Genomic DNA, 20003 nt, shown 5'->3' with positions numbered 1-20003 from the left:
CCGCGGAACCCCCATGATCGCAGCGAATCTTCCTGTCGTATGCCCGGGATGGAACCGCTTCCACCCCGCGGTGCCCGGAAAAACCGCACTTCGGAAGATCCGTTTTCCGGTCCGCCCGCCGGCCGGAAAAACGGGCGCTCCGCCGCATCGCGGGAGCCGGGGACAGTGGCGGAGGCGGAGAGTTAGGCTGCGGCTCTGCCAGCTGGGTAGCAATGCCACGCGAGAGCCGCCGTCGACGGAAGCGAGAGAACCTTGAGTCTCCTCATCATCGGACATCGCGGGGTCATGGGCGTCGAGCCGGAGAACACCCTGCGGTCCTTCCGCCGTGCGGAACAGGCGGGTATGGACGCCATCGAGCTCGACCTGCATCTGAGCAAGGACGGTTCACTCGTCGTCATGCACGACACGGACGTGGACCGCACGACCGACGGCAACGGAGCCATCGCCGACCGGACGCTCGCCGAGCTGCGTGAGCTCGACGCCGGCCAGGGCGAGCGGATCCCGGTCTTCGAAGAGGTGCTGGACGCGGTCCGCTCACCGATCCAGGCAGAGATCAAGGACGCCGCCGCGGCGCGGGCGCTCGCCGCGGTGATGCTCCGGCGCGATCTGGCCGGGCGGGTCGAGGTCTCCTCGTTCCACGACGAGGCGGTCCGCGAGATCGCCTCACTCGTTCCGGGCGTGCGGACGGTGCTCATCGCGAGCCGCTGGGGCCCGGACATCGTGGACCGCGCCAAGGCGGTCGGCGCCGCGACGGTGGCGCTGAACATCCGCAGGCTGACCCTGGAGATGGTCGAGAAGGCGCACGCGGAAGGCCTGAAGGTGCTCGGCTGGGTGGTGAACACCCAGGACCACCTGAGGCTGGTCCGGGCGCTGGATCTGGACGGTGCGACCACCGACTACCCGGAGATCCGGCGCACCGGGCGATTCACGGCCTGAGGACCGCTACTCCGCTCGCGGGCCGGGGGTCCCGGCCGGGAGCGGCTTGATCAGCAGCTCGAACTGAAGGTCGTCGCGGAGCGGGATACCGAACCGCTCGTCGCCGTACGGGAAGGGGAACATCCTCCCCGTGCGGCGGTAGCCGCGCCGCTCGTACCAGGCGATGAGGTCGTCCCGTACGGATATGACCGTCATATGCATCTCATCGGCACCCCACTCCGCGTGCACCAGGCGTTCGGCCTCGGCGATGATCCGCTTGCCGAGTCCCGCGCCCTGCAGGGCCGGGCTCACCGCGAACATCCCGAAGTAGGCCGCGTGGCCGCGCCGCTCCAGCTGGCAGCAGGCGACCGGCTCGCCGTCACGCTCCACCACCATCAGCCGGCTGGCGGGCGCCGCCATGACTCCGCGCACCCCCTCCGGGTCGGTGCGCTGCCCGTCCAGGATGTCCGCCTCGGTGGTCCAGCCGGTGCGGCTGCTGTCCCCGCGGTAGGCCGACTCGATCAAGGTGACGAGCGCCGGTACGTCGGCCTCTGCCGCGTCCCTGAAAGTGATCCGGTCGGGGGCGGTGTCCATGGGGTGATGTCTCCCGTCGAAGGCGGTTCCGGGCGGTCCGGAGCTGCCCGGACGGTGCTGACCAGACAGTAACGCGCCCGCGACGCGCTCCCCCGTGCCCCCCTGCGCTTGCGTGCGCTCCGCCCGGCCCGGGCATCGATGCGTGGAGGGGGACGGCCGGACGGGCCGGCGCGTCGAACGGGGAGGTACGCCGTGCACGGATCCTCGATGTCCGGCTGGCTGCTGATGGCGCTGAGCGCGGCGACCGGGGCCTACTGCCTGCTGCGGATGCGCAGCACATCGCAGCAGGCGCGGACGGCTGCGGGGGGCGAGGCGGTGATGGGGTTCGGCATGGCGGCGATGGCTCTGCCCGCCGCGATGGGCACTCTCCCGGGGTGGGGGTGGACGGTACTCGCCGCGGTCTTCGCGGCAGGCGGCCTCCGGGCCCTGTGGCAGCTCCGGTCGAGCGCTCACCATCTGCACCACCTGGTCGGCTCGCTCGCCATGGTCTACATGGCGCTCACGATGACAGCGGGGATGGCGTCGGGCGGGGCGCACGGCGGAGCCATGGATGACGGCGCCATGAGTGGCGGCTCCATGGAGCACGCGTCGCACTCGGCCGGAGGGATACCGCTCCTCACCGGGGCGCTGCTGGCCTACTACGCCGTGTACGTCCTGCGCACGGGCGCCACCCTGGTCCCCGCGGTGTCGGTGGCAACGGGGGGTGGCGGGCCCGCTGGTGCCATCGGCTGGGGAGCCCGTCCGGAACTGGCGCTCGCCTGCCGGCTGGCCATGGGAATGGCCATGTTCGCGATGCTGCTGACGATCTGACCCCGGCAGGGCGACGGAACAAGAGCGGGAGAGCTGTGGGAGCTGTGGGCGGCCAGGCTGCGGCTCTTCGAATCGAGAGGCCGGCGCGGGCCGTGAAGCCGGAGGGGGGACGGCTCCGCCCGGCACACACCCTGCCCTCAAGAAGGGATCAACGGGGCGCGTATCCCTGGAGGAAGGCTCGTACCCCCGACTCGATGATCGCGTCCTCCGCCCCGTCCGAAAGCGGCAACGCCCCGTGGAAACTCTGCTCGTTGATCTCCGCCACCGTGAGCAGCAGCAAGTGGCGGGCCGCCCGCGCCGGATCGTCCGTCACGAGCAGTCCGTCGGCGGCCAGCCGCTCGAACCGCTCGGCCAGCGCGTCGGAAGCCCGCTGCGGTCCGCTCTGCCGCCAGGCCGTGAGGAACTCCTGAGGGAGATGGGCACTTTCGACCCGCATCTGCCGGACGACCGCGAAATGATCGGCGAACCGGTGCGACGAGGCGACCCAGGCCCGTACGAACTCGACGAGGTCCTGCTCCAGTTCGGCCGCGGTGACCTTGTACAGCCGCCGGTCGATCGCGTCGAGACGCGCCTCGACGACCGGCTCCGAGCCCTCGACCACCACGGCCCTGAAGAGCTGGACCTTCCCACCGGGGAAGTGGTTGTAGATCGTACGGGTGGAGACCACGGCCTCCTTGGCGATCGATTCGATGCTCGTACGGGTATAGCCGTCACGCCCGAAGACCTTGCGCGCGCCCCGCAGGATGGCCGCCCGCTTCTCCGCCTGGCCCTGCCTCATGGGTGACCGCCCTCTCTGCCCCTGCCGCCCTGGTCAAGGTACCCGTAAGCGGAAACTGCAATGACCATTGCATTCGCTGCCCTACACGTTGTACTTTACCCGCCATGCCCCACCACGCGAACACCAGAGTCGAGGAACCAGCGAACAGCAGTCACACCAGGACACTGCGGATTCCCACAGCGGACGGCCGGGCCGACGCCTTCGCCGCCTTCCCCGACGGAGGCGAGCAGCACCCCGGGGTGCTGATGTATCCGGACGCCTTCGGCCTGCGGCCCGTGCTGCGGGAGATGGCCCGCGAACTGGCCGGGCACGGGTACTACGTACTCGTCCCCAACCTCTACTACCGGCACGGTCCGGCGCCGGTGACCGACCTTCCCGCGTACCTCGGGAAAGAGGTCAGGCCCGCGGTCTTCGCCCAGCTGATGCCCTTGATCGAGGCGCACACCCCCGAACGCGCCCTGCGGGACGCCGACGCCTACCTCGGCTTCCTCACCGGCCGGCCCGAGGTCAGTGCCGGACCGGTCGCCGCGATCGGCTACTGCATGGGTGGCGCCCTGGCGATGCGCACCGCGGCGGCCCACCCGGGCCGGGTGGCCGCCGTCGCCGGATTCCACCCCAGCCCCCTGGTCACGGACGCGCCCGAAAGCCCGCACCACCTCTTCCCCGAGGTCAGGGCGCAGGTACACCTCGGCCTCGCCGAAGGCGACATGACCCCCGAGACCTTCAGCGCGCTCAACCAGGCCCTGGACGCCGCAGGTGTCCGCCACACCACCGAGATCCAACCCGGCACCGTCCACGGCTTCACCATGTCCGACACGGAGGCCTTCGACCCCGTCGCGGTGCAGCGCCACTGGGACTGCCTGCTCTCGCTCCTCGGCCGCACCCTGACCGGCAGTTGAGACTCCGCATCCGCGAGCGACACCGAACAGGACAGTTTCCCCACTCCTGGGCGGAACCAGGCCGTGTCCTGCGTCACTTGCGGAGCCAGGCCATACCCCGGCGACACACCGACTCCATAAACTGACGACCATGGTGGTCTCCCTAGCGCTGTTGCTACTCGGAGCCGTGGCTGCTGTTGCGGCACCGCGGCTTCTGGCACGCGCCCAGTGGCCCGAGCGGGAGCCCGTGGTGGCGCTGTGGGTGTGGCAGTGCGTGGTTGCCGCTGTACTGCTCTGCTTCGCGCTGGCGATGACCTTCAGCGCCTCGGCGGCCTGGCAGCTCGTGCGGGGCCACGTCTTCGCCCCGGCCCCGCACGCCGTGGTGGAGGCGTACGCCCTCGGCACATACGCGCAGTGGTCGGCGGCGACAGCGACGGTGCTGGCCGCCGGTGGTGTCTGGACGGCCGCGATGCTCACCCGGGAGATCCGCCGCGCGCGGGCCGCACGCCGGCGGAGCCGCAGGGAACTGCTGGTGCGCTCCCCCGTGCTGCCCGGCGAGGAACCGGGCGGCGAGCGCCTCGTCGTGCTGGAGGGCGAGCGCCCCGACGCCTGGTGGCTGCCCGGCTCGGCTCCCCAACTGGTCATCACCACAGGGGCACTACGGGGGCTGAAAGGCCATCAGCTCGATGCCGTGCTCGCCCATGAACAGGGCCACGCGCGGGCCCGTCACGACTGGCTGCTGCACTGCTCGGCCGCGCTGGCCGTGGGCTTCCCGCAGATTCCGGTCTTCGCCGCCTTCCGCAACGAGATGCACCGGCTGGTGGAGCTGGCCGCCGACGATGTGGCCTCGCGCCGGTTCGGGCGGCTGACCATAGCGCTGGCGCTGGTCCAACTCAACGAGCACCGCGGGGTGTTTGGCCCCTGTCCGACCCCCGACGCGGAACTTCCGCACCGAGTCGACCGGCTGCTGAACGCGGCCCCGCGCCTCACCGCCGGCCGCAGGCTGCGGCTGACCGCCGCCGCCTCGCTGGTGCCGGTCGTGCCACTGCTGGTGGCGTTCATCCCCGGGCTGCGCGCGCTCGGCTAGTGCCGCGGCAGGCAAGGTTTGCCCGTCAAGGAGCGGCGTTCGGTGCGTGCTCTCGGCGTGCCGGCCGGAAGCCCTTGTACTGGACGTACTTGGGCTTTCGGCCGGTGCGGCGAGAGTGTGTGCCGGGCGTCGCGACGGGGCAAACGTTGCCTGCCGTGGCACTGGCCATGACGGCAGCGATACCGGTGACTGTCGCGACAGCCGGACGGGGAAGAATGCCCCCATGACGATCAAGGGGACGATCAAGGCCGTACTCTTCGACTTCTCCGGGACCCTCTTCCGGGCCGAGTCTGTCGCGACGTGGCTGCGGGCCACCCTGGAGGAGGCGGGTATCACGCTGGACCAGGAGGAATTCGCCCTCCGCACAGCGGAGTTGACCGCTGCGGGCGCACAACCCGGTGGCCCCACCCCCCAGCGGGTGCCGCCCTCGCTCGCCGGGCTGTGGGCATCCCGCGACGAGAGCGCCGAGCAGCACCGCGCCGCGTTCACGGGCCTCGCCCGCCAGGTCGAGCTGCCGGATCCGGCACTGTACGACGCCCTCTACGCACGCCACAGGACACCGGACGCCTGGAGCCCCTACCCGGACACGGCCGAGGTGCTCGGCACCCTGCACGCCCGCGGGATCGGGGTCGGCGTGGTGAGCAACATCGGCTGGGACCTGCGGCCGGTGTTCCGCGCCCACGGGGTCGATCCGTACGTGGACCACTACACCCTGTCGTACGAGCACGGCGTCCAGAAACCCGACGTCCGGCTCTTCCGTGCCGCTTGCGAGGCGCTGGGCCAGGATCCCGGCGAGACCCTGATGGTCGGCGACGAGCGCCGCGCCGACGGCGGTGCCCGGAATCTGGGCTGCGCGGTCCACTTCGTGGACCACCTCCCGGCCGCCGAGCGCCCGGACGCACTCCGCCCGGTGCTGGATATCGTCGGCTGACACGAGGGGCGCGCCCAGAGCAGCCCGGCGGGGAACTGCCGGAACCACCCGAAAAAGCCGGAAATCACCAGGTCGCGGCAGCAGGAAATCCGAACCGGACGGTCCCCCGCGCCGCCCGGTCCGGACGATGCCCGCAGAACAGCCCCTGACGGGGCCCTTTGCAGGATGCGCTGATTATAGTTGGCTGAGAGCCAGTCAACGCAGGAGTAAAGCATGTCCCCGCGCAGCCAATCGGTCAATGAGGAGTTGCGGCGGCGTTCCCGCGAGCGGCTGCTGCAGGCCACAGTGGATCTTGTCGGTGAGCGCGGATACGAGGCGACGACGCTGGCGGACATCGCCGACCGCGCCGGATCCGCCCGCGGTCTCGTCTCGTACTACTTCCCGGGCAAGCGGTATCTGCTGCAGTCCGCGGTGCACCGCCTGATGCACCGCACGCTCACCGCGGCCATGGAGCGTGAGCCGCGCACCGACGACGGGCAGGAACTGCTGGCGCGGGCCATCGACGCGATCCTGGGGCTGGCCGCCGACCACCCCGTACTGATGCGGACGCATATGGCCGGAATCCTCCAGGAGCAGGGATTCGTACAGTGCCCCGAACAGCAGCAGCTCGCCCGGGTCCTGCGCTCGGCCGTGGAGCGGTACGGGTCACCCGACCCGGACACCGACTACCCGCTGCTGCGTGCCCAGCTGATGGGCACGGTCTTCGCCCAGCTGCTGCCGGGGGCGCCCATGCCGCACGCGCGACTGCGGGCCGAGCTGTTCCAGCGGTACGGGCTCGACTGGAGCCTGGGGGCACCCCCGGCCGACGGGACCGACAAGACCGAAGGGACCGACAGAGCCGGCGGGACCGACCCCGCCGCCACCTCGCCGCGCTGACGGCGGCGGAGGTTCACGCCTCCCGTGACGCCTCCGCCTCGGCCGCGGCCAGGACACTGTCCAGCAGACCGGGGAAGACCGCGTCCAGATCGTCCCTGCGCAGCACGTTCATCTTCGCGGTCCCCCGGTAGATCTGCCGGATCACACCGCTCTCGCGCAGCACCCTGAAGTGGTGCGTGGTGGTCGACTTGGTCACCGGGAGCACGAACCGGGAACAGGACAACTCACCGCCGTCCGAAGCCAGTTCCCGCACCACACACATCCGCATCGGGTCGGCCAGCGCATGGAGCACGCCGTCCAGGCGGATCTCGTCACGCGCCGGATGGGCCAGTGCACGGCTGGTCGTTGCGGTCGCCACGACGGCTCTCCTTCATTCGGGCCTCCATTCGGACCCGGGCGGGTCCGGACGGGTCCGGGGACAGCCCCATTGTACGAGTTCCATCGTAGTTTGACATTCACCGTACTACGACGGGTATCGTACGAGCGTCCCGACGCCGTTGTGAATGGAGCCTGTCGTGAGCGCCCTTTTCGAGCCGTACACCCTGCGGTCGCTGACCTTCCCCAACCGCGTGTGGATGCCGCCCATGTGCCAGTACTCGGCTGCCACCTCGGGGCCCGGCACGGGCGTCGCCGACGACTGGCACTTCGCGCACTACGCCGCACGGGCCGCCGGAGGCGCCGGCCTGATCATCGTCGAGGCGACAGCGGTCAGCCCCGAGGGCCGGATCACCCCCGCCGACCTGGGCATCTGGAACGACACCCAGGTCGAGGCGCTCCGCCGGATCACCGGCTTCCTCAAGGGGCAGGGCACCGTTCCCGGGATCCAGCTCGGCCATGCCGGGCGCAAGGCCTCGACGGACCGCCCCTGGAAGGGCGGCGGCCCGATCGGCCCCGACCAGGGCGGCTGGCAGCCGGTCGCGCCCAGCCCGGTCCCCCTGGACCAGGGTGAGCTTGTACCGGACGAGTTGACGGCAGCTCAGATACGGGACATCGTCGGCCAGTTCGCCGATGCAGCCCGGCGTGCGCTCGACGCGGGGTTCCAGGTCGCCGAGATCCACGGCGCACACGGCTATCTGGTGAGCGAGTTCCTCTCACCGCACAGCAACCACCGCACCGACGAGTACGGCGGATCGTTCGAGAACCGCACCCGCTTCGCGCTGGAAGTCGTGGACGCCGTACGGGCGGTGTGGCCCGACGAGCTGCCGCTCTTCTTCCGTATCTCGGCCACCGACTGGCTGGACGAGGGCGGCTGGACGGCCGACGACACGGTGCGCCTCGCACCACTGCTCAAGGAGCACGGCGTCGATCTGCTCGACGTGTCGACCGGCGGCAACGCGGCCGGGGTCCGCATCCCGGTCGGCCCCGGCTACCAGGTGCCCTTCGCCGCACGGGTCAAGGCCGGGACATCGCTGCCCGTCGCCGCCGTCGGGCTGATCACCGAGGTCGAACAGGCCGACAAAATCCTGGCCAACGGCGAGGCGGACGCGGTACTGCTCGGCCGTGAGCTGCTCCGCAACCCGTCCTGGGCCCGGCACGCGGCCCGGGTGCTCGGCGCCGACGTGCACGTACCGCAGCAGTACCACCGCTCCGTCTGAGCACCGGCCGGGAGGGCGCGGAACCCTCCCGGCCGCCTCATGGTTCACGGGTCTGCGAATTACGGGATTGCGCTGCGGCTTCTGCGCCGCTACGCGACCCGCAGATCCGCGATGGCGTCCTCGTCCCACTCGATGCCGAGACCGGGCGTCTCCGGCGGGACGACGCAGCCGTCCTCGATGACCAGCTCACTGCGGGTGATCGCACCGAGCTGCGGTATGTGCTCCACATACATCCCGGCGGGGACCGCGCAGGCCAGGCTCGCGTGCAGTTCCATCAGGAAGTGCGGGGCCACTCGCACATTGCAGGCCTCGGCGGCGTGTGCGACCTTCAGCCACGGGGTGATGCCGCCGACGCGGGCCACATCGGCCTGCACGATTCCGGCGGCGCCCGCCGACAGGTACTCGGCGAAGTGACCGACGCTATACACCGATTCACCCACCGCGACCGGCACCGTGGTCGAGCGGGCCAGCCTGCGGTGCCCCGCGACGTCATCGGCCGGCAGCGGCTCCTCGAACCACGCGATGTCCAGCGGCTCGTACGTGCGGGCCCGGCGGATCGCCTCCGCCCCGGTGAGCGACTGGTTGGCGTCGACCATGATCTCGAAGCCGGGCCCGGTTGCCTCGCGGACCGCCGCGAGGCGTTCCGCGTCCTCGACCGCGGTGGGCTTGCCGACCTTCAGCTTGGCGCCGCGCAGCCCCGAAGCCTGCGCCGCCGAGACGTTCTTGACCAGTTCGTCGGTGCTCAGATGCAGCCAGCCGCCCTCGGTGTCGTACACGGGCAGCCGGTCGTGCGCGCCGCCCGCGAGCCGCCACAGCGGTTCACTGGCGCGCAGGCACCGCAGATCCCACAGGGCCGTGTCGACGGCGGCCAGCGCCAGTGAGGTGAGAAGCCCGAACGCGGTGGCCCGGGTCGCCGCGAGCATCCGGGCCCAGACCGCCTCGACGTTGCGGGCATCGGCGCCCAGCAGCGTGCCGGCGAGGTGGTCACGCAGCAGCGCCAGTACGGAACTGCCGCCGGTGCCGATCGTGTAGGAGTACCCGGTGCCGCTCAGCCCGTCGTCCGTCCCGACGGTGACGAGGATCGTCTCCTGGCGTACGAAGGTCTGGGTGGCGTCGGTGCGCAGCGTCTCGGGCTCGATGAAGACGAGCCGGCAGTCGACGCTCGTGATTCTGCTCATGGATGGGGTCTCCCGCTGGTTCCGTCGCTCGTCTTTTGGTCCCCGGCTGCCCGGTCCTTCACTCGGTGCTCGTGCCCTCCTCGACGAGGACGACTTCGAGGGTGCGGGGGCCATGGACGCCTTCGACGCGGTCGAGTTCGATGTCACTGGTCGCCGAAGGGCCCGAGATCCAGGTGAGCGGGCGCGCCGGGTCGAGACGTGGGAGTGCCTGCGGTACCGAGGCGACCACCTGCTCCGGGGCCCGTACGACGCAGATGTGGTGGTCGGGGACGAGGGTGATCCGGCGGCGCCCCTGGCCTGCGCTGCCGTCCAGGACGATGGTGCCGGTCTCCGCGATGGCCACCGCGCATCCGGTGACCACGCTGTCCACGGCGTCGAGTTCCTGCGCGGTCGATGCCGGTGTGTCATCGGTCCGGGTGGCGGTGGACTCGGCCAGCCACCCGGCGGGCAGCCCGGGAGGCGCCAGCACGGTCGTCGCGCCACGCTCGGCCAGCAGCCGGGCGAGCAGCGCGGGCAGCCCCTCGGGCCGGGTCCGGTGCACGAGGGCGCGGTAGTCCGCGAGGTTCTCGTGGAGGAGGTCCAGCACGGCCGCCGGGTCTTCGGCGGTGTGCGTGGTGAGGTAGTCGCGGCTGACCTCGGGCGCCTCCGGCGTGTCGGCGACCGCGGCGCGTACGCGGGCGAGGATCTGGTCGCGGGAGCTCATGTGCGGTTCTTCTTCCACCAGTCACGGAACGGTTCGGGCGGCACCTCGGGCAGATCGCGGCTGTCGGTCCAGGCCGCCGCGCCCGGCAGCCGCCTGGGGTGCAGTCCGCGGGTCTTCGACGCCGCCTTCTCACCGGCGGCGAGTGCGGCCGGATGGTTCAGCACCCAGCCGGCCGCTTTGATCGCCGCCTTCTCAAGACGGTGGCCCTTGCCGCCCTGGCCGGCGACCCGCTCGCGCAGGTGGACCAGGACCTCGGGGATGTCGATGGCGACCGGGCACACGTCGTAGCAGGCGCCGCAGAGCGAGGAGGCGTACGGCAGCGAGGCATCGATCTCGCTCTCCGTGCCCCGGAGTTGCGGGCTGAGGATGGCGCCGATGGGGCCCGGGTAGACCGAGCCGTACGCGTGGCCGCCGGCCCTTTCGTACACCGGGCAGACGTTGAGACAGGCGGAGCAGCGGATGCAGCGCAGCGCCTGGCGGCCGACCTCGTCGGCCAGGGTGGCGGTGCGGCCGTTGTCGAGGAGCACCAGATGGAAGTCGCGCGGCCCGTCCGCTTCGGTGGTGCCGGTCCAGGTGCTGGTGTACGGGTTCATCCGCTCGGCCGTCGACGAGCGCGGCAGAGTCTGGAGGAAGACCTCCAGGTCCTGCCAGGTCGGCACGGTCTTCTCGATGCCCACCACCGAGATCAGCGTCTCGGGCAGCGTCAGGCACATCCGGCCGTTGCCCTCGGACTCGACCACGACGAGGGTGCCGGTCTCGGCGACCATGAAGTTGGCCCCCGAGATCCCTACCTTGGCCCGGAGGAACTTCTCCCTCAGGTGCAGCCTGGCGGCCTCGGCCAGCTCGGCCGGGCTGTCGGTCAGACCTTCGGGGGCCGGCCGCCCCCATTCACTCATCGTCCGGGCGAAGATCTCCCTGATCTCACCCCGGTTGCGGTGGATCGCCGGGACCAGGATGTGGCTGGGGCGGTCCTCGCCCAGCTGCACGATCAGTTCCGCGAGGTCCGTCTCGTACGCGGTGATCCCCTCGGCCTCCAGGGCCTCGTTGAGGCCGATCTCCTGCGTCGCCATCGACTTGACCTTGACGACCTCGCGCTCACCGGTCGCCTTGACCAGTCCGGCGACGATCCGGTTGGCCTCGTCGGCGTCGGCCGCCCAGTGGACGGTTCCGCCGGCGGCGGTGACCGACTTCTCCAACTGCACCAGATACTCGTCCAGATGACGTAGCGTCCGGTCCTTGATCTGCCGGCCCGCCTCCCGCAGCTGCGCCCAGTCGGCGAGTTCGGCCACCGCCTTGGCCCGTTTGTCGCGGATGGTGTGGGTGGCGTGCCGGAGGTTCCCGCGCAGGGTCTCGTTGTGCACGGCTTCCCTGGCCGCCTCGGGGAAGGACGGCATCCCGAGATAGGTACCGCTCATACGTGGGGCTCCTCTTCGGTGCTCGCCAGGATCTCGGCCAGGTGGAGCGCCCGCAGCGGCGCGTCCTGGCGGCGCAGAATGCCGCCGATGTGCATGAGACAGGAATTGTCGGCCCCGCACAGCACATCGGCGCCGGTCGACACCGCGTTGCGTACCTTGTCCTCGCCCATGGCGGCCGACACATCCGCGTTCTTCACAGCGAAGGTCCCGCCGAAACCGCAGCACTCCTCGGCCCCTGCCAGCTCCCGCAGCTCAAGGCCGCGTACCGCGTCGAGGAGCCGGCGCGGCCGGTCGCCGAGCCCCAGCATCCGCAGACCGTGGCAGGAGGGGTGGTACGTCACCGTATGCGGGAAGTACGCCCCCACGTCGACGACCCCGAGCACATCCACCAGGAACTCCGTCAGCTCGTACGTCTTGGGCACGGAGCGGGCGGCCGCGTCGGCGAGCTCGTGACCGCGGTGCTCCGCCGCCGCCTTGCGGCCGATCCGCGGATAGTTGTCGCGGACCATGGCCGCGCAGGAACCCGACGGCGTGACGACGTAGTCGTAGGGAGCGAATTCCCGGTCGAAGCGCCGGACCAGAGGTTCGGTCTCGCGCCGGTAGCCGGTGTTGAACTGCGGCTGCCCGCAGCAGGTCTGTCCGGCGGGGAAGCCGACCTCCACCCCCAGCCGCTCAAGCAGTTTCACCACGGCGATGCCGGTCCGTGGATACAACGCGTCATTCACACACGTCACGAAGAGTCCTACCCGCATGTGTCCTTCTCGGGGTCGTCCGCGGCTCGGGGCCGCGGCGGATGTGGTCAGGCGGCGGCCGGGGCGGAGGCCGGCGCCGCGTCCTTGCGCCGCCACTCCGCCTCGATCTCCTCCAACGAGCGGTTCGCCGTCTCGGGTACCCCGGTCAGGACGAATGCGAGCCCCAGTGCGGAGATCACTGCGTAGATGCCGAAGACCCAGAAGCCGATCGCACCGAGGATGTCAGGAAAGGTCAAGGAGAAGAGGAAGTTGAAGAGGTACTGGGTGAACGTGACGACCCCCATGCCCAGGGCGCGGGCGCGCAGCGGCAGGATCTCCGGGATGTAGAGCCAGAAGACCGGGCCGAGACCGAACCCGAAGGCGAAGGTGAAGGCGAAGACGCAGACGACGTCCAGAGCGGACGAGTGCGGGAACAGGGCCAGCAGGATCAACGGCGGCACCTGGCCGCCCAGGCTCCAGGCCAGCATCCTGACGCGGCCGAGCCGGTCGATCAGGGGCAGCGAGATCGCGGTGGAGATCACCAGGGCGCCGCCGACGCTGTAGTTGGCGATGATGCCGGTGTCGGCGGAGTGCCCGGTGGCGCCCGCGAAGACGGTGGGCGCGTAGTAGACGACGGCGTTGATCCCGGTGAACACCTGGAAGAAGGTCAGAACCAGTCCGATCCGCAGCGCGGGGCGGTAGCGGTGCAGCAGCTCGCGCAGACCGGCCCCCTGCATCCCGAGGCTCTGCTGGATCTCGGCCGCTTCCGCGTCCGCCTCGCCGCGCGACGACCGCAGCCGCATCAGTACGGCATGGGCTTCCGCCTCCCGGCCGCGCAGGCTCAGCCAGCGCGGGCTGGCCGGGCTGAGCACCATGCCGATGAGGAAGAGCAGGGCGGGCAGCGCCCCGAGGCCGAGCATCCACTGCCAGGCGCCCGCGCCGCGCAGGGCGTCACCGGCGCCGTAGGCGATCAGAATGCCGACGTTGACGCTGAGTTGGTAGAGCGCGCTGATCAGGCCGCGTACCCGCTTCGGCGCCAGTTCGGTCAGATAGATCAGGCCGAACATATTGGCCAGGCCCACGGCGAGGCCGAGGACGAAGCGGGAGACGAGCAGCATCGCGACGCTGGTCGACAGCGCGCAGCCGACCGATCCCACGGCGAAGACGACCCCGGCGACGATCAGCAGATGCCTGCGGTCGTACCGCTTGGCGGCCAGCGATCCGACGACGATCGACGGCAGCGCACCGAGCAGGATCAGGCTGGTGACCAGGCCCTGTTCGGTGGAGGAGAGGCCGAACCGGTCGGTGGCGAAGGGCAGTGCGGTGGCGATGGCGCCGGAGTCATAGCCGTACAGCAGACCCGCCATTCCGCCGAGCACGGCGACGGCCTTGACGAACCGGGGAAGCGGCGGGGCGGCCGCGCCACCGGACGTGGGGTCGGGAGCGGGTGTGTCTCCGGACGGTTGGCGCGCGGTGGGGACGGAGTGCGGGGAGTCGGCCATGGCGCCTCCAGAAACAGCCGGATTTATCCTATAGGAATGTGAGGGTCATCGGAGGTTAGCCATGAAGCCCCGGCGGGCGTCAACCCTTGAACCGCGCTTTTCTGTGGCAGCAAGGGCCGTTGTAGCGCTGGGGTTCTCCCCGCCCGGGTTTTCCTATAGCTTTCATCTCGCTAACATCCGACCTCTGTTGAACCTCTGAACCTCTGAACCTCTGAGTCCGACACATGAGGAGGCTGCTGTCATGCAGCTCATGCGACTGGGCGATCCGGGCAGCGAGCGCCCCGCCGTTCGCGAAGCCGGTGTGCTCTACGATCTCGGCCCGCTGACCGACGACATCGACGGGCGGTTCCTCGCCGGCGGCGGGATCGACCGGGTACGGGAAGCCCTCAGGGCCGGGACGCTCACCGAACTCCCGGGAGCGGACCGGCTCCGGGTGGGCGCACCGGTCGCCCGGCCCGCCGCGGTCCTCTGCATCGGCCAGAACTACGCGGCCCACGCGGCGGAGTCGGGCAGCGAGCCACCCACCGCACCGATCATTTTCTTCAAGCACCCCAACACCGTGGTCGGTCCGTACGACGACGTCCTGATCCCGCCCGGGGCGAAGACCGTGGACTGGGAGGTCGAACTGGCCGTCGTCATCGGACGCACCGCCCGCTACCTGGACTCGGCGGACGCGGCCGCGGAGTGCATCGCGGGATACGCGGTCTCCCATGACGTATCGGAACGGACCTACCAGCTCGACGAGTCGGGCGGCCAGTGGTCGAAGGGCAAGTCGAGCGAGACCTTCAACCCGCTCGGGCCGTGGCTCGTCCCGGCCGGGGACCTCCCCGGAGGCCCGCAGGCCCTGAACCTCCGCAGCCGGGTCAACGGCGAGCCGCGCCAGGACTCCAGCACCGCGGACATGATCTTCGGGGCGCATGAACTGGTACGCCACCTCAGCCACTACCTGGTGCTCGAACCCGGCGACATCATCAACACCGGCACCCCGGAGGGCGTCGCGCTCTCCGGCCGCTTCCCGTATCTGTCGGCGGGCGATGTGGTCGACCTCGAAATCGACGGGCTCGGCGCGCAGCGCCAGACGGTACGAGCGGCGGTGACAGGCTGATGCGGCGGATCGCGCAGGTCATCAAAGTACGTCCGGAGAAGCTGGCGTACTACCGCGAGCTGCACCTGGCGGTCCCGGAGCCGGTGCTCGCCCGGCTCCGGGCGAGCCATATCGCCAACTACTCGATCCATCTGCTCGGGGACCGGCTCTTCAGCTACTTCGAGTACCACGGCGACGACCTGGCCGCGGATCTCGCGGCGATGGGCCGGGACGAGGCGACCCGCGCCTGGTGGGAGCTGACGGATCCCTGCCAGGAGAAGGTGCCGGAGGCGGGACCCGACGACTGGTGGACCCCCATGGAGCAGGTCTTCCTCATGGAGTAGGTACGCGCGATCCCTATAGAATCGGGTGCCCGGGGTAGTCGCTGTGCGACGGGCTGGAGGAGGCCGGATGCTGTCGGACGAAGGGGCGCCGGCGCCGCAGCGCCAGGTACTGGGCGACAGCGTCTACGAGGCTGTCAAGGCGATGGTCATGGACCACGAGATCAGGCCGGGTGCCCGGGTCGGCATCGAGGCGCTCGCCCGTACGCTCCAGGTCTCTCCGACGCCGGTACGCGAGGCGCTGGCACGGCTGGAGTCGGACGGCCTGGTCACCAAGCGGTCACTCGCGGGGTACCGGGCCACCGAACTCCTCACCCCGCAGGGCCTGGAGGAGCTGTTCGAGATGCGTCTGCTGCTGGAGCCGACCGCGGCGGCGCTGGCCGCGGTCCATGCGGACGACCAGCAGCTCGACAGCATCGAGAGCCTGGTGCAGGAGATGCGCGACCGCCCCGGGTCGGGTGAACGGTACGCCGTCTACCGGGAGTTCGCAGCGGGCGACCAGCGATTCCACGACTCGATCGCCCGCGCCGCCAGCCGCCCGCTGCTGGCTGACGCGGTGAGCCGGCTCCACTCGCACCTGCACATCTTCCGCCTCAGCAGCATCCAGGGCGCCGCGGAGCCGACCCTCGCCGAGCACGACCGCATCCTGCGCGCCGTGCTGCGCCGCAGCCCCGAGCGCGCGGCGGAGGCGATGACGGACCATCTGCGACACAGCATCGAACGCCAGCGCAGCCGCCAGCAGCAGCGCTGACCTCAGGACGCCGGCAGACTTCGGCGCAGGGGCACGCGGGTGGCGGCAACAGCCTCCGGGTACGGCGGAGTTGCCGCCCGCGCCGGGCAGTCGCTAAGGCCACGGGGCCGGCCGGGCACCGTGCCAGGTGTTCCAGAGCGCGGCATACGCTCCGCCTGCCGCGACGAGTTCGTCGTGGGTGCCGAGTTCGGCGAGCCTGCCGTCCGCCATGACGGCGACCCGATCGGCGTCGTGCGCGGTGTGCAGACGGTGCGCGATGGCGATCACGGTGCGGCCTTCGAGGACCGCGGCCAGAGCGCGCTCGGTATGGCGTGCTGTCGCCGGATCGAGCAGGGCGGTCGCCTCGTCGAGGATCAGGGTGTGCGGATCCGTCAGCACGACGCGGGCCAGGGCCAGTTGCTGCGCCTGGGCGCCGTCGAACAGCCGGCCGCCCGCGCCCAGTTCGGTGGCGAGTCCGTCGGGCAGAGCGGCCACCCAGTCGGCGCCCACCGCGTTCAGGGCGCCGGTCAGTTCGGTGTCGGTCGCGCCGGGTGCGGCGATCAGCAGATTGTCCCGCACCGTGCCGAGGAAGACATGGTGTTCCTGGGTGACCAGGACGACCTGGCGGCGCAGCTGTCCGGGCGACTGGTCCGCGAGCGGCACTCCGCCCACCGTGACGGCGCCCGTCCGCGGGGCGTCGATTCCCGCAAGCAGCCTGCCCAGGGTGGACTTCCCGGCCCCGGAGGGCCCGACGACGGCCAGCCGCTCACCGGGCCGTACGGTCAGATCGACCCCGTGCAGCACATCACCGCCGCCCGGGTAGGCGTAGTGGACACCCGTCACCTCGATCCGGTCGCCCGCGGGCACGCCGGGCGCCGCGGGCGGGACGGGCGCCGGGGCCTGCGCCAGCCCCTCCACCCGGGCGAAGGCGGCCCCGCTGCTCTGCAGTTGCTCCATCCACTGGAGGACGGTGTCGAGTGGCGCGGACAGCCGGCGGAGATAGAGGGCGGCCGCGACCACCGCCCCCAGTGACACCACGCCCCGGTCGTTCAGCACGCCCCCGAGCAGCAGCACACCGGCCACCGGCAGTACGTACGAGACATCGACGGCGGGGAAGAGCACGCTGCGCAGCCGCAGCGTCCGCAGCCGGGTGCGGCGCCAGGCGTCGACCGCCTCGTCGCACGTGGCGATGCGCCGCAGTTCAAGGCCGAGCGCCTCGACGGTACGGGCGCCGGACGCCGTCGATGTGAGGACTTCGGTGAGCTGCGAGTACGCGGCGCCCTCGGCCAGATAGGCGGGGCGGGCCCGGCGCAGATACCAGCGCGCCGCCCACCGGATGCCTGAGAGGCCGGCCACCGCGCAGCAGCCGAGCAGCGGGTTCACCGCGAAGACCGCGCCGAGGATGAACAGCACCTGGACGACGGCGATGAGGACGTCCGGGGCCGCGTCCCGCAGGGTCGAGCCGACGGTGGCGACATCGGAGGTCCCCCGGACGCTGAGATCGCCGGTGCCCGCGCCCTCCACGACTGCGGCGGGCAGGGCGAGCGCCCGGTCGGTGAACTGCTCGCGGACCCGGGCCGATGTGCGCTCGCCGAAGCGGTGAGCGAGGTACCGGGCGAATCGGGTGAGCAGCAGTTCGGCCACCGCGAAGAGCAGGATGGCCGGAGCGAGCCGGTCGACGGTGCCGACGCCTCCGCCGGCACTGACGCGGTCGATGATGCGGCCCAGGAGCCACGGTCCGGCCAGTCCCGCCCCGGCGGCCAGGGCGTTGAGAGCGATGACGGCGGTGAAGGCGCGGACATCGGCCCGGACGAGCCGTCCGGCCGCCAGCCGGACCTCGCGCTTCCCGGCCACGGGCAGCGGGTTGCTCACCGTACGGCCTCCTTCGACGTGGGCGTACCGGCTGCCCCGCCATCGGCTCCGGCCGCGGTGCTCTCCACCCCGGCCCGGTCCGCTGCCGTACCGTCCGCCGCGGTGCTCTCCACCCCGGGGCCGCCCGCCCCGGCTCCGCCGGCAGCGGCGCGACCCGCCGCACCGCTGTCCGGTGCGGCCCGGCTGCCCGGCAGGTCACCGGCCGCGGTGCCGTCCCCGGCCGCCGTCTCCTCACCGGTGCTGCGCGCGACCAGCGCCCGGTAGCCGGGCTGGTCGCGCATCAGCTCGACGTGGCTGCCGGCAGCGGCGGCCACGCCGTCCACCAGGTAGTACACGGTGTCGGCCCGCTCCAGGAACAGCGGTGAGGTGGTGGTGACCAGGGTCGTGCGGCCGGTGCGGGCCTCCTTCACCCGGGCCGCGACGGCCGCCTCGGTGTGCGCGTCGACCGCCGACGTGGGATCGACCGCCAGCAGTACTTCGGGGTCGGCCAGCAGGGCCCCGGCGAGCCGGATCCGCTGCCGCTGGCCGCCGGAGAGATTGCGGCCCATGGCGTCGACCGCCGAGCCGAGCCCGTCGGGGAGACCCGCGACGACGTCCTCGGCCACCGCGGTGTGGAGCGCACCGGCGATGGCGTCGTCGTCCCGGTCCTGCCGGCCCACGAGGGCCTCGCGCAGCGTTCCCGCGAACAGGTACGCCTCATTGTCCGCGACCAGGATCCGCGCCCTCACCTGCGCCGCGGAAACCGCGTCGAGCCGCACGGGGCCCCAGGTGACGTCCGAAGCGGTGAACCGGCCGAGCCGGTCGACCACCGCGGCCGTCTCCGCGGGCCGGGCGCTGACCAGTGCCGTCAGCAGCCCGGGCGCCGCCTCGGTACCGGACGTGGGATCACGCAGTACGGACGGCTGCTCCGGGGCCGCCGCGGGGCAATGGTGCTCGGCCGGTCCCGCGTGCGGTTCCAGCGTGAGGAACCGCACCACCCGGCGGGCCGCGACCAGACCCCGGCTGATGCCGTAACCGCCCTCGATGAGGAAGGTCACCGGCGCCACGAGAACCGCCACATAGCCGTACACCGCCACCAGTTGGCCCACTGTGATCGTCCCCTCGGCCGCCATCCGGGCCGCGAGCCAGGTGACGGCTGCGAGGAAGAGCGCGGGCAGCCCCACCGCGAGCGCCTGGATCCAGCTGGTCACGGCGCCCACCCGGTACCCCTCCGCGCGGAGGCGCTGCGAACCGGCGCGGTAGCGGTCGGCGTACAGCCCCTTGCCGCCGAGGCCGCCGAGGACCCGCAGTCCGCCCACGAGATCGGTGAGCAGGGCGGTGAGTTCGCCCTGGCTCTGCCGGTAGGCGGACTCGGCCCCCTGCAGACGCCCGAGGAGCGGCCCGATCACGACGGCGAGCAGCGGTACGCCGAGCAGCAGGACGGCCATGAGGAGCGGTGACACGGAGAACAGCAGACCGGCCACCACGAAGTACGCCACCACGGCTCCGACCCCGGGCCCGGTGACCGTGAGGGTCTCGCTGATGCGTGCCACATCGCTGCCGCCGATCGTGGCGACCTCACCGGCCGTCACCCGGAGGGGCAGTGCGGCGCCCAGCCGGGTGGAGTGCCGTACGACGGCCTGCACCGTGCGGAAGGCCGCGTCCATCCTGACCTTGGTCATGGTGCGGTGGCGCATGATGCCGAGCCAGGCGTTCAGCACTCCGACGGCCAGCAGCGCGGCGGTCCAGCGGAGCAGCGTCCCCGGGCTTCCGGCCCTGAGTCCTCCGTCGATCGCCCGGGACAGCAGATAGGGCGGCAGCGTGAGACCGATCATCCACGCACTGCCCAGCAGGGCGCCCGCGACGATTCTGCGGCGCTGCACGACCACCAGCCACCACAGGTAGCGCCGGGCGCTCCGGCTGTCGGGGGTGCCCGGGTCCGCCGGTATGACCACCATGGGCAGGACTTTACTTTCCCTGTACCTGCGCTCCGGGGCCGGGCGA

20 protein-coding genes are annotated in these 20003 nt (G+C 71.3%); 10 read left to right on the top strand and 10 right to left on the bottom strand.

Annotation, left to right across the window (positions count from 1 at the left end):
- Positions 1-285: 285 nt before the first annotated feature.
- Positions 286-936 (top strand): glycerophosphodiester phosphodiesterase family protein, encoded by a 651-nt coding sequence (locus OG385_RS30830; protein ID WP_266861270.1) that lies wholly within the window; start codon positions 286-288, stop codon positions 934-936.
- Between the two features lie 6 nt (positions 937-942).
- Here the strand turns inward: OG385_RS30830 and OG385_RS30825 are convergent, their stop codons facing one another.
- Positions 943-1509, bottom strand: coding sequence for a GNAT family N-acetyltransferase (locus OG385_RS30825; RefSeq protein ID WP_266859713.1), 567 nt, complete (start codon positions 1507-1509; stop codon positions 943-945).
- A gap of 192 nt (positions 1510-1701) precedes the next feature.
- Here OG385_RS30825 and OG385_RS30820 point away from each other — a divergent pair, with 192 nt between their 5' ends.
- A complete protein-coding gene (locus OG385_RS30820) occupies positions 1702-2319 on the top strand; it encodes a DUF5134 domain-containing protein (RefSeq protein WP_266859711.1) in 618 nt (205 codons plus the stop codon).
- Positions 2320-2467: 148 nt separating this feature from the next.
- On the opposite strand, the gene OG385_RS30815 is transcribed toward OG385_RS30820, so the two are convergent.
- Positions 2468-3097, bottom strand: a complete 630-nt coding sequence (locus OG385_RS30815) for a TetR/AcrR family transcriptional regulator (RefSeq protein WP_266859709.1) — start codon at positions 3095-3097, stop codon at positions 2468-2470.
- A 104-nt stretch (positions 3098-3201) separates the two neighbouring features.
- Between OG385_RS30815 and OG385_RS30810 the strand changes: the two genes are divergently transcribed.
- The 4 genes from OG385_RS30810 (at position 3202) to OG385_RS30795 (ending at position 6869) form a co-directional block, all read left to right on the top strand.
- Positions 3202-3996: a dienelactone hydrolase family protein gene (locus OG385_RS30810; RefSeq protein WP_266859707.1), complete on the top strand. Its 795-nt coding sequence runs from the start codon at positions 3202-3204 to the stop codon at positions 3994-3996.
- A gap of 130 nt (positions 3997-4126) precedes the next feature.
- On the top strand, positions 4127-5062 hold the full coding sequence (locus tag OG385_RS30805; protein WP_266859705.1) for a M56 family metallopeptidase: 936 nt from the start codon (positions 4127-4129) through the stop codon (positions 5060-5062).
- Positions 5063-5285: 223 nt separating this feature from the next.
- Positions 5286-5993 carry an HAD family hydrolase gene (locus tag OG385_RS30800; protein ID WP_266859703.1) on the top strand — a complete coding sequence of 236 codons (708 nt, stop codon included), beginning with the start codon at positions 5286-5288 and terminating at the stop codon, positions 5991-5993.
- A 213-nt stretch (positions 5994-6206) separates the two neighbouring features.
- On the top strand, positions 6207-6869 hold the full coding sequence (locus OG385_RS30795) for a TetR/AcrR family transcriptional regulator (RefSeq protein WP_266859701.1): 663 nt from the start codon (positions 6207-6209) through the stop codon (positions 6867-6869).
- Between the two features lie 13 nt (positions 6870-6882).
- Here the strand turns inward: OG385_RS30795 and OG385_RS30790 are convergent, their stop codons facing one another.
- Positions 6883-7227, bottom strand: coding sequence for a helix-turn-helix transcriptional regulator (locus OG385_RS30790; protein ID WP_266859699.1), 345 nt, complete (start codon positions 7225-7227; stop codon positions 6883-6885).
- Between the two features lie 157 nt (positions 7228-7384).
- Here OG385_RS30790 and OG385_RS30785 point away from each other — a divergent pair, with 157 nt between their 5' ends.
- Positions 7385-8464, top strand: coding sequence for an NADH:flavin oxidoreductase/NADH oxidase (locus tag OG385_RS30785; protein ID WP_266859697.1), 1080 nt, complete (start codon positions 7385-7387; stop codon positions 8462-8464).
- Between the two features lie 89 nt (positions 8465-8553).
- Here the strand turns inward: OG385_RS30785 and OG385_RS30780 are convergent, their stop codons facing one another.
- From OG385_RS30780 to OG385_RS30760, 5 genes are read right to left on the bottom strand one after another with little or no spacing between them, the layout of a single operon-like run.
- Positions 8554-9642: a mandelate racemase/muconate lactonizing enzyme family protein gene (locus OG385_RS30780; protein WP_266859695.1), complete on the bottom strand. Its 1089-nt coding sequence runs from the start codon at positions 9640-9642 to the stop codon at positions 8554-8556.
- Positions 9643-9700: 58 nt separating this feature from the next.
- A complete protein-coding gene (locus tag OG385_RS30775) occupies positions 9701-10345 on the bottom strand; it encodes an LUD domain-containing protein (RefSeq protein ID WP_266859693.1) in 645 nt (214 codons plus the stop codon).
- A complete protein-coding gene (locus OG385_RS30770; protein WP_266859691.1) occupies positions 10342-11760 on the bottom strand; it encodes a LutB/LldF family L-lactate oxidation iron-sulfur protein in 1419 nt (472 codons plus the stop codon). Before OG385_RS30770 ends, OG385_RS30775 begins: the two co-directional genes overlap by 4 nt.
- Positions 11757-12512, bottom strand: a complete 756-nt coding sequence (locus OG385_RS30765; protein ID WP_266859689.1) for a (Fe-S)-binding protein — start codon at positions 12510-12512, stop codon at positions 11757-11759. The genes OG385_RS30770 and OG385_RS30765 overlap by 4 nt, the downstream gene beginning before the upstream one ends.
- 47 nt (positions 12513-12559) lie before the next feature.
- Complete coding sequence (locus OG385_RS30760) at positions 12560-13993, bottom strand: sugar porter family MFS transporter (protein WP_266859687.1); 1434 nt, start codon at positions 13991-13993, stop codon at positions 12560-12562.
- A gap of 241 nt (positions 13994-14234) precedes the next feature.
- Here OG385_RS30760 and OG385_RS30755 point away from each other — a divergent pair, with 241 nt between their 5' ends.
- The 3 genes from OG385_RS30755 to OG385_RS30745 all read left to right on the top strand — a co-directional run bounded on the left by OG385_RS30755 (position 14235) and on the right by OG385_RS30745 (position 16169).
- The gene (locus OG385_RS30755; protein ID WP_266859685.1) at positions 14235-15098 is read left to right on the top strand and encodes a fumarylacetoacetate hydrolase family protein; all 864 of its coding nucleotides are present in this window, start codon (positions 14235-14237) and stop codon (positions 15096-15098) included.
- Positions 15098-15421, top strand: a complete 324-nt coding sequence (locus OG385_RS30750) for an L-rhamnose mutarotase (RefSeq protein ID WP_266859683.1) — start codon at positions 15098-15100, stop codon at positions 15419-15421. Before OG385_RS30755 ends, OG385_RS30750 begins: the two co-directional genes overlap by 1 nt.
- 67 nt (positions 15422-15488) lie before the next feature.
- Entirely contained in the window at positions 15489-16169 is a 681-nt protein-coding gene (locus OG385_RS30745) for a GntR family transcriptional regulator (RefSeq protein ID WP_266859681.1), read from the top strand.
- Positions 16170-16262: 93 nt separating this feature from the next.
- Here OG385_RS30745 and OG385_RS30740 read toward each other — a convergent pair whose 3' ends face one another.
- On the bottom strand, positions 16263-18020 hold the full coding sequence (locus tag OG385_RS30740; protein ID WP_266859679.1) for an ABC transporter ATP-binding protein: 1758 nt from the start codon (positions 18018-18020) through the stop codon (positions 16263-16265).
- Positions 18017-19957, bottom strand: a complete 1941-nt coding sequence (locus OG385_RS30735; protein WP_266859677.1) for an ABC transporter ATP-binding protein — start codon at positions 19955-19957, stop codon at positions 18017-18019. The genes OG385_RS30740 and OG385_RS30735 overlap by 4 nt, the downstream gene beginning before the upstream one ends.
- Positions 19958-20003 lie beyond the last annotated feature (46 nt).

Origin of the sequence: Streptomyces sp. NBC_01306, assembly GCF_026340465.1 — a bacterium.
Lineage (GTDB): Bacteria > Actinomycetota > Actinomycetes > Streptomycetales > Streptomycetaceae > Streptomyces.
Note: the sequence above shows the minus strand (reverse complement) of the source record. Positions and strands in the feature narration are given on the sequence as shown.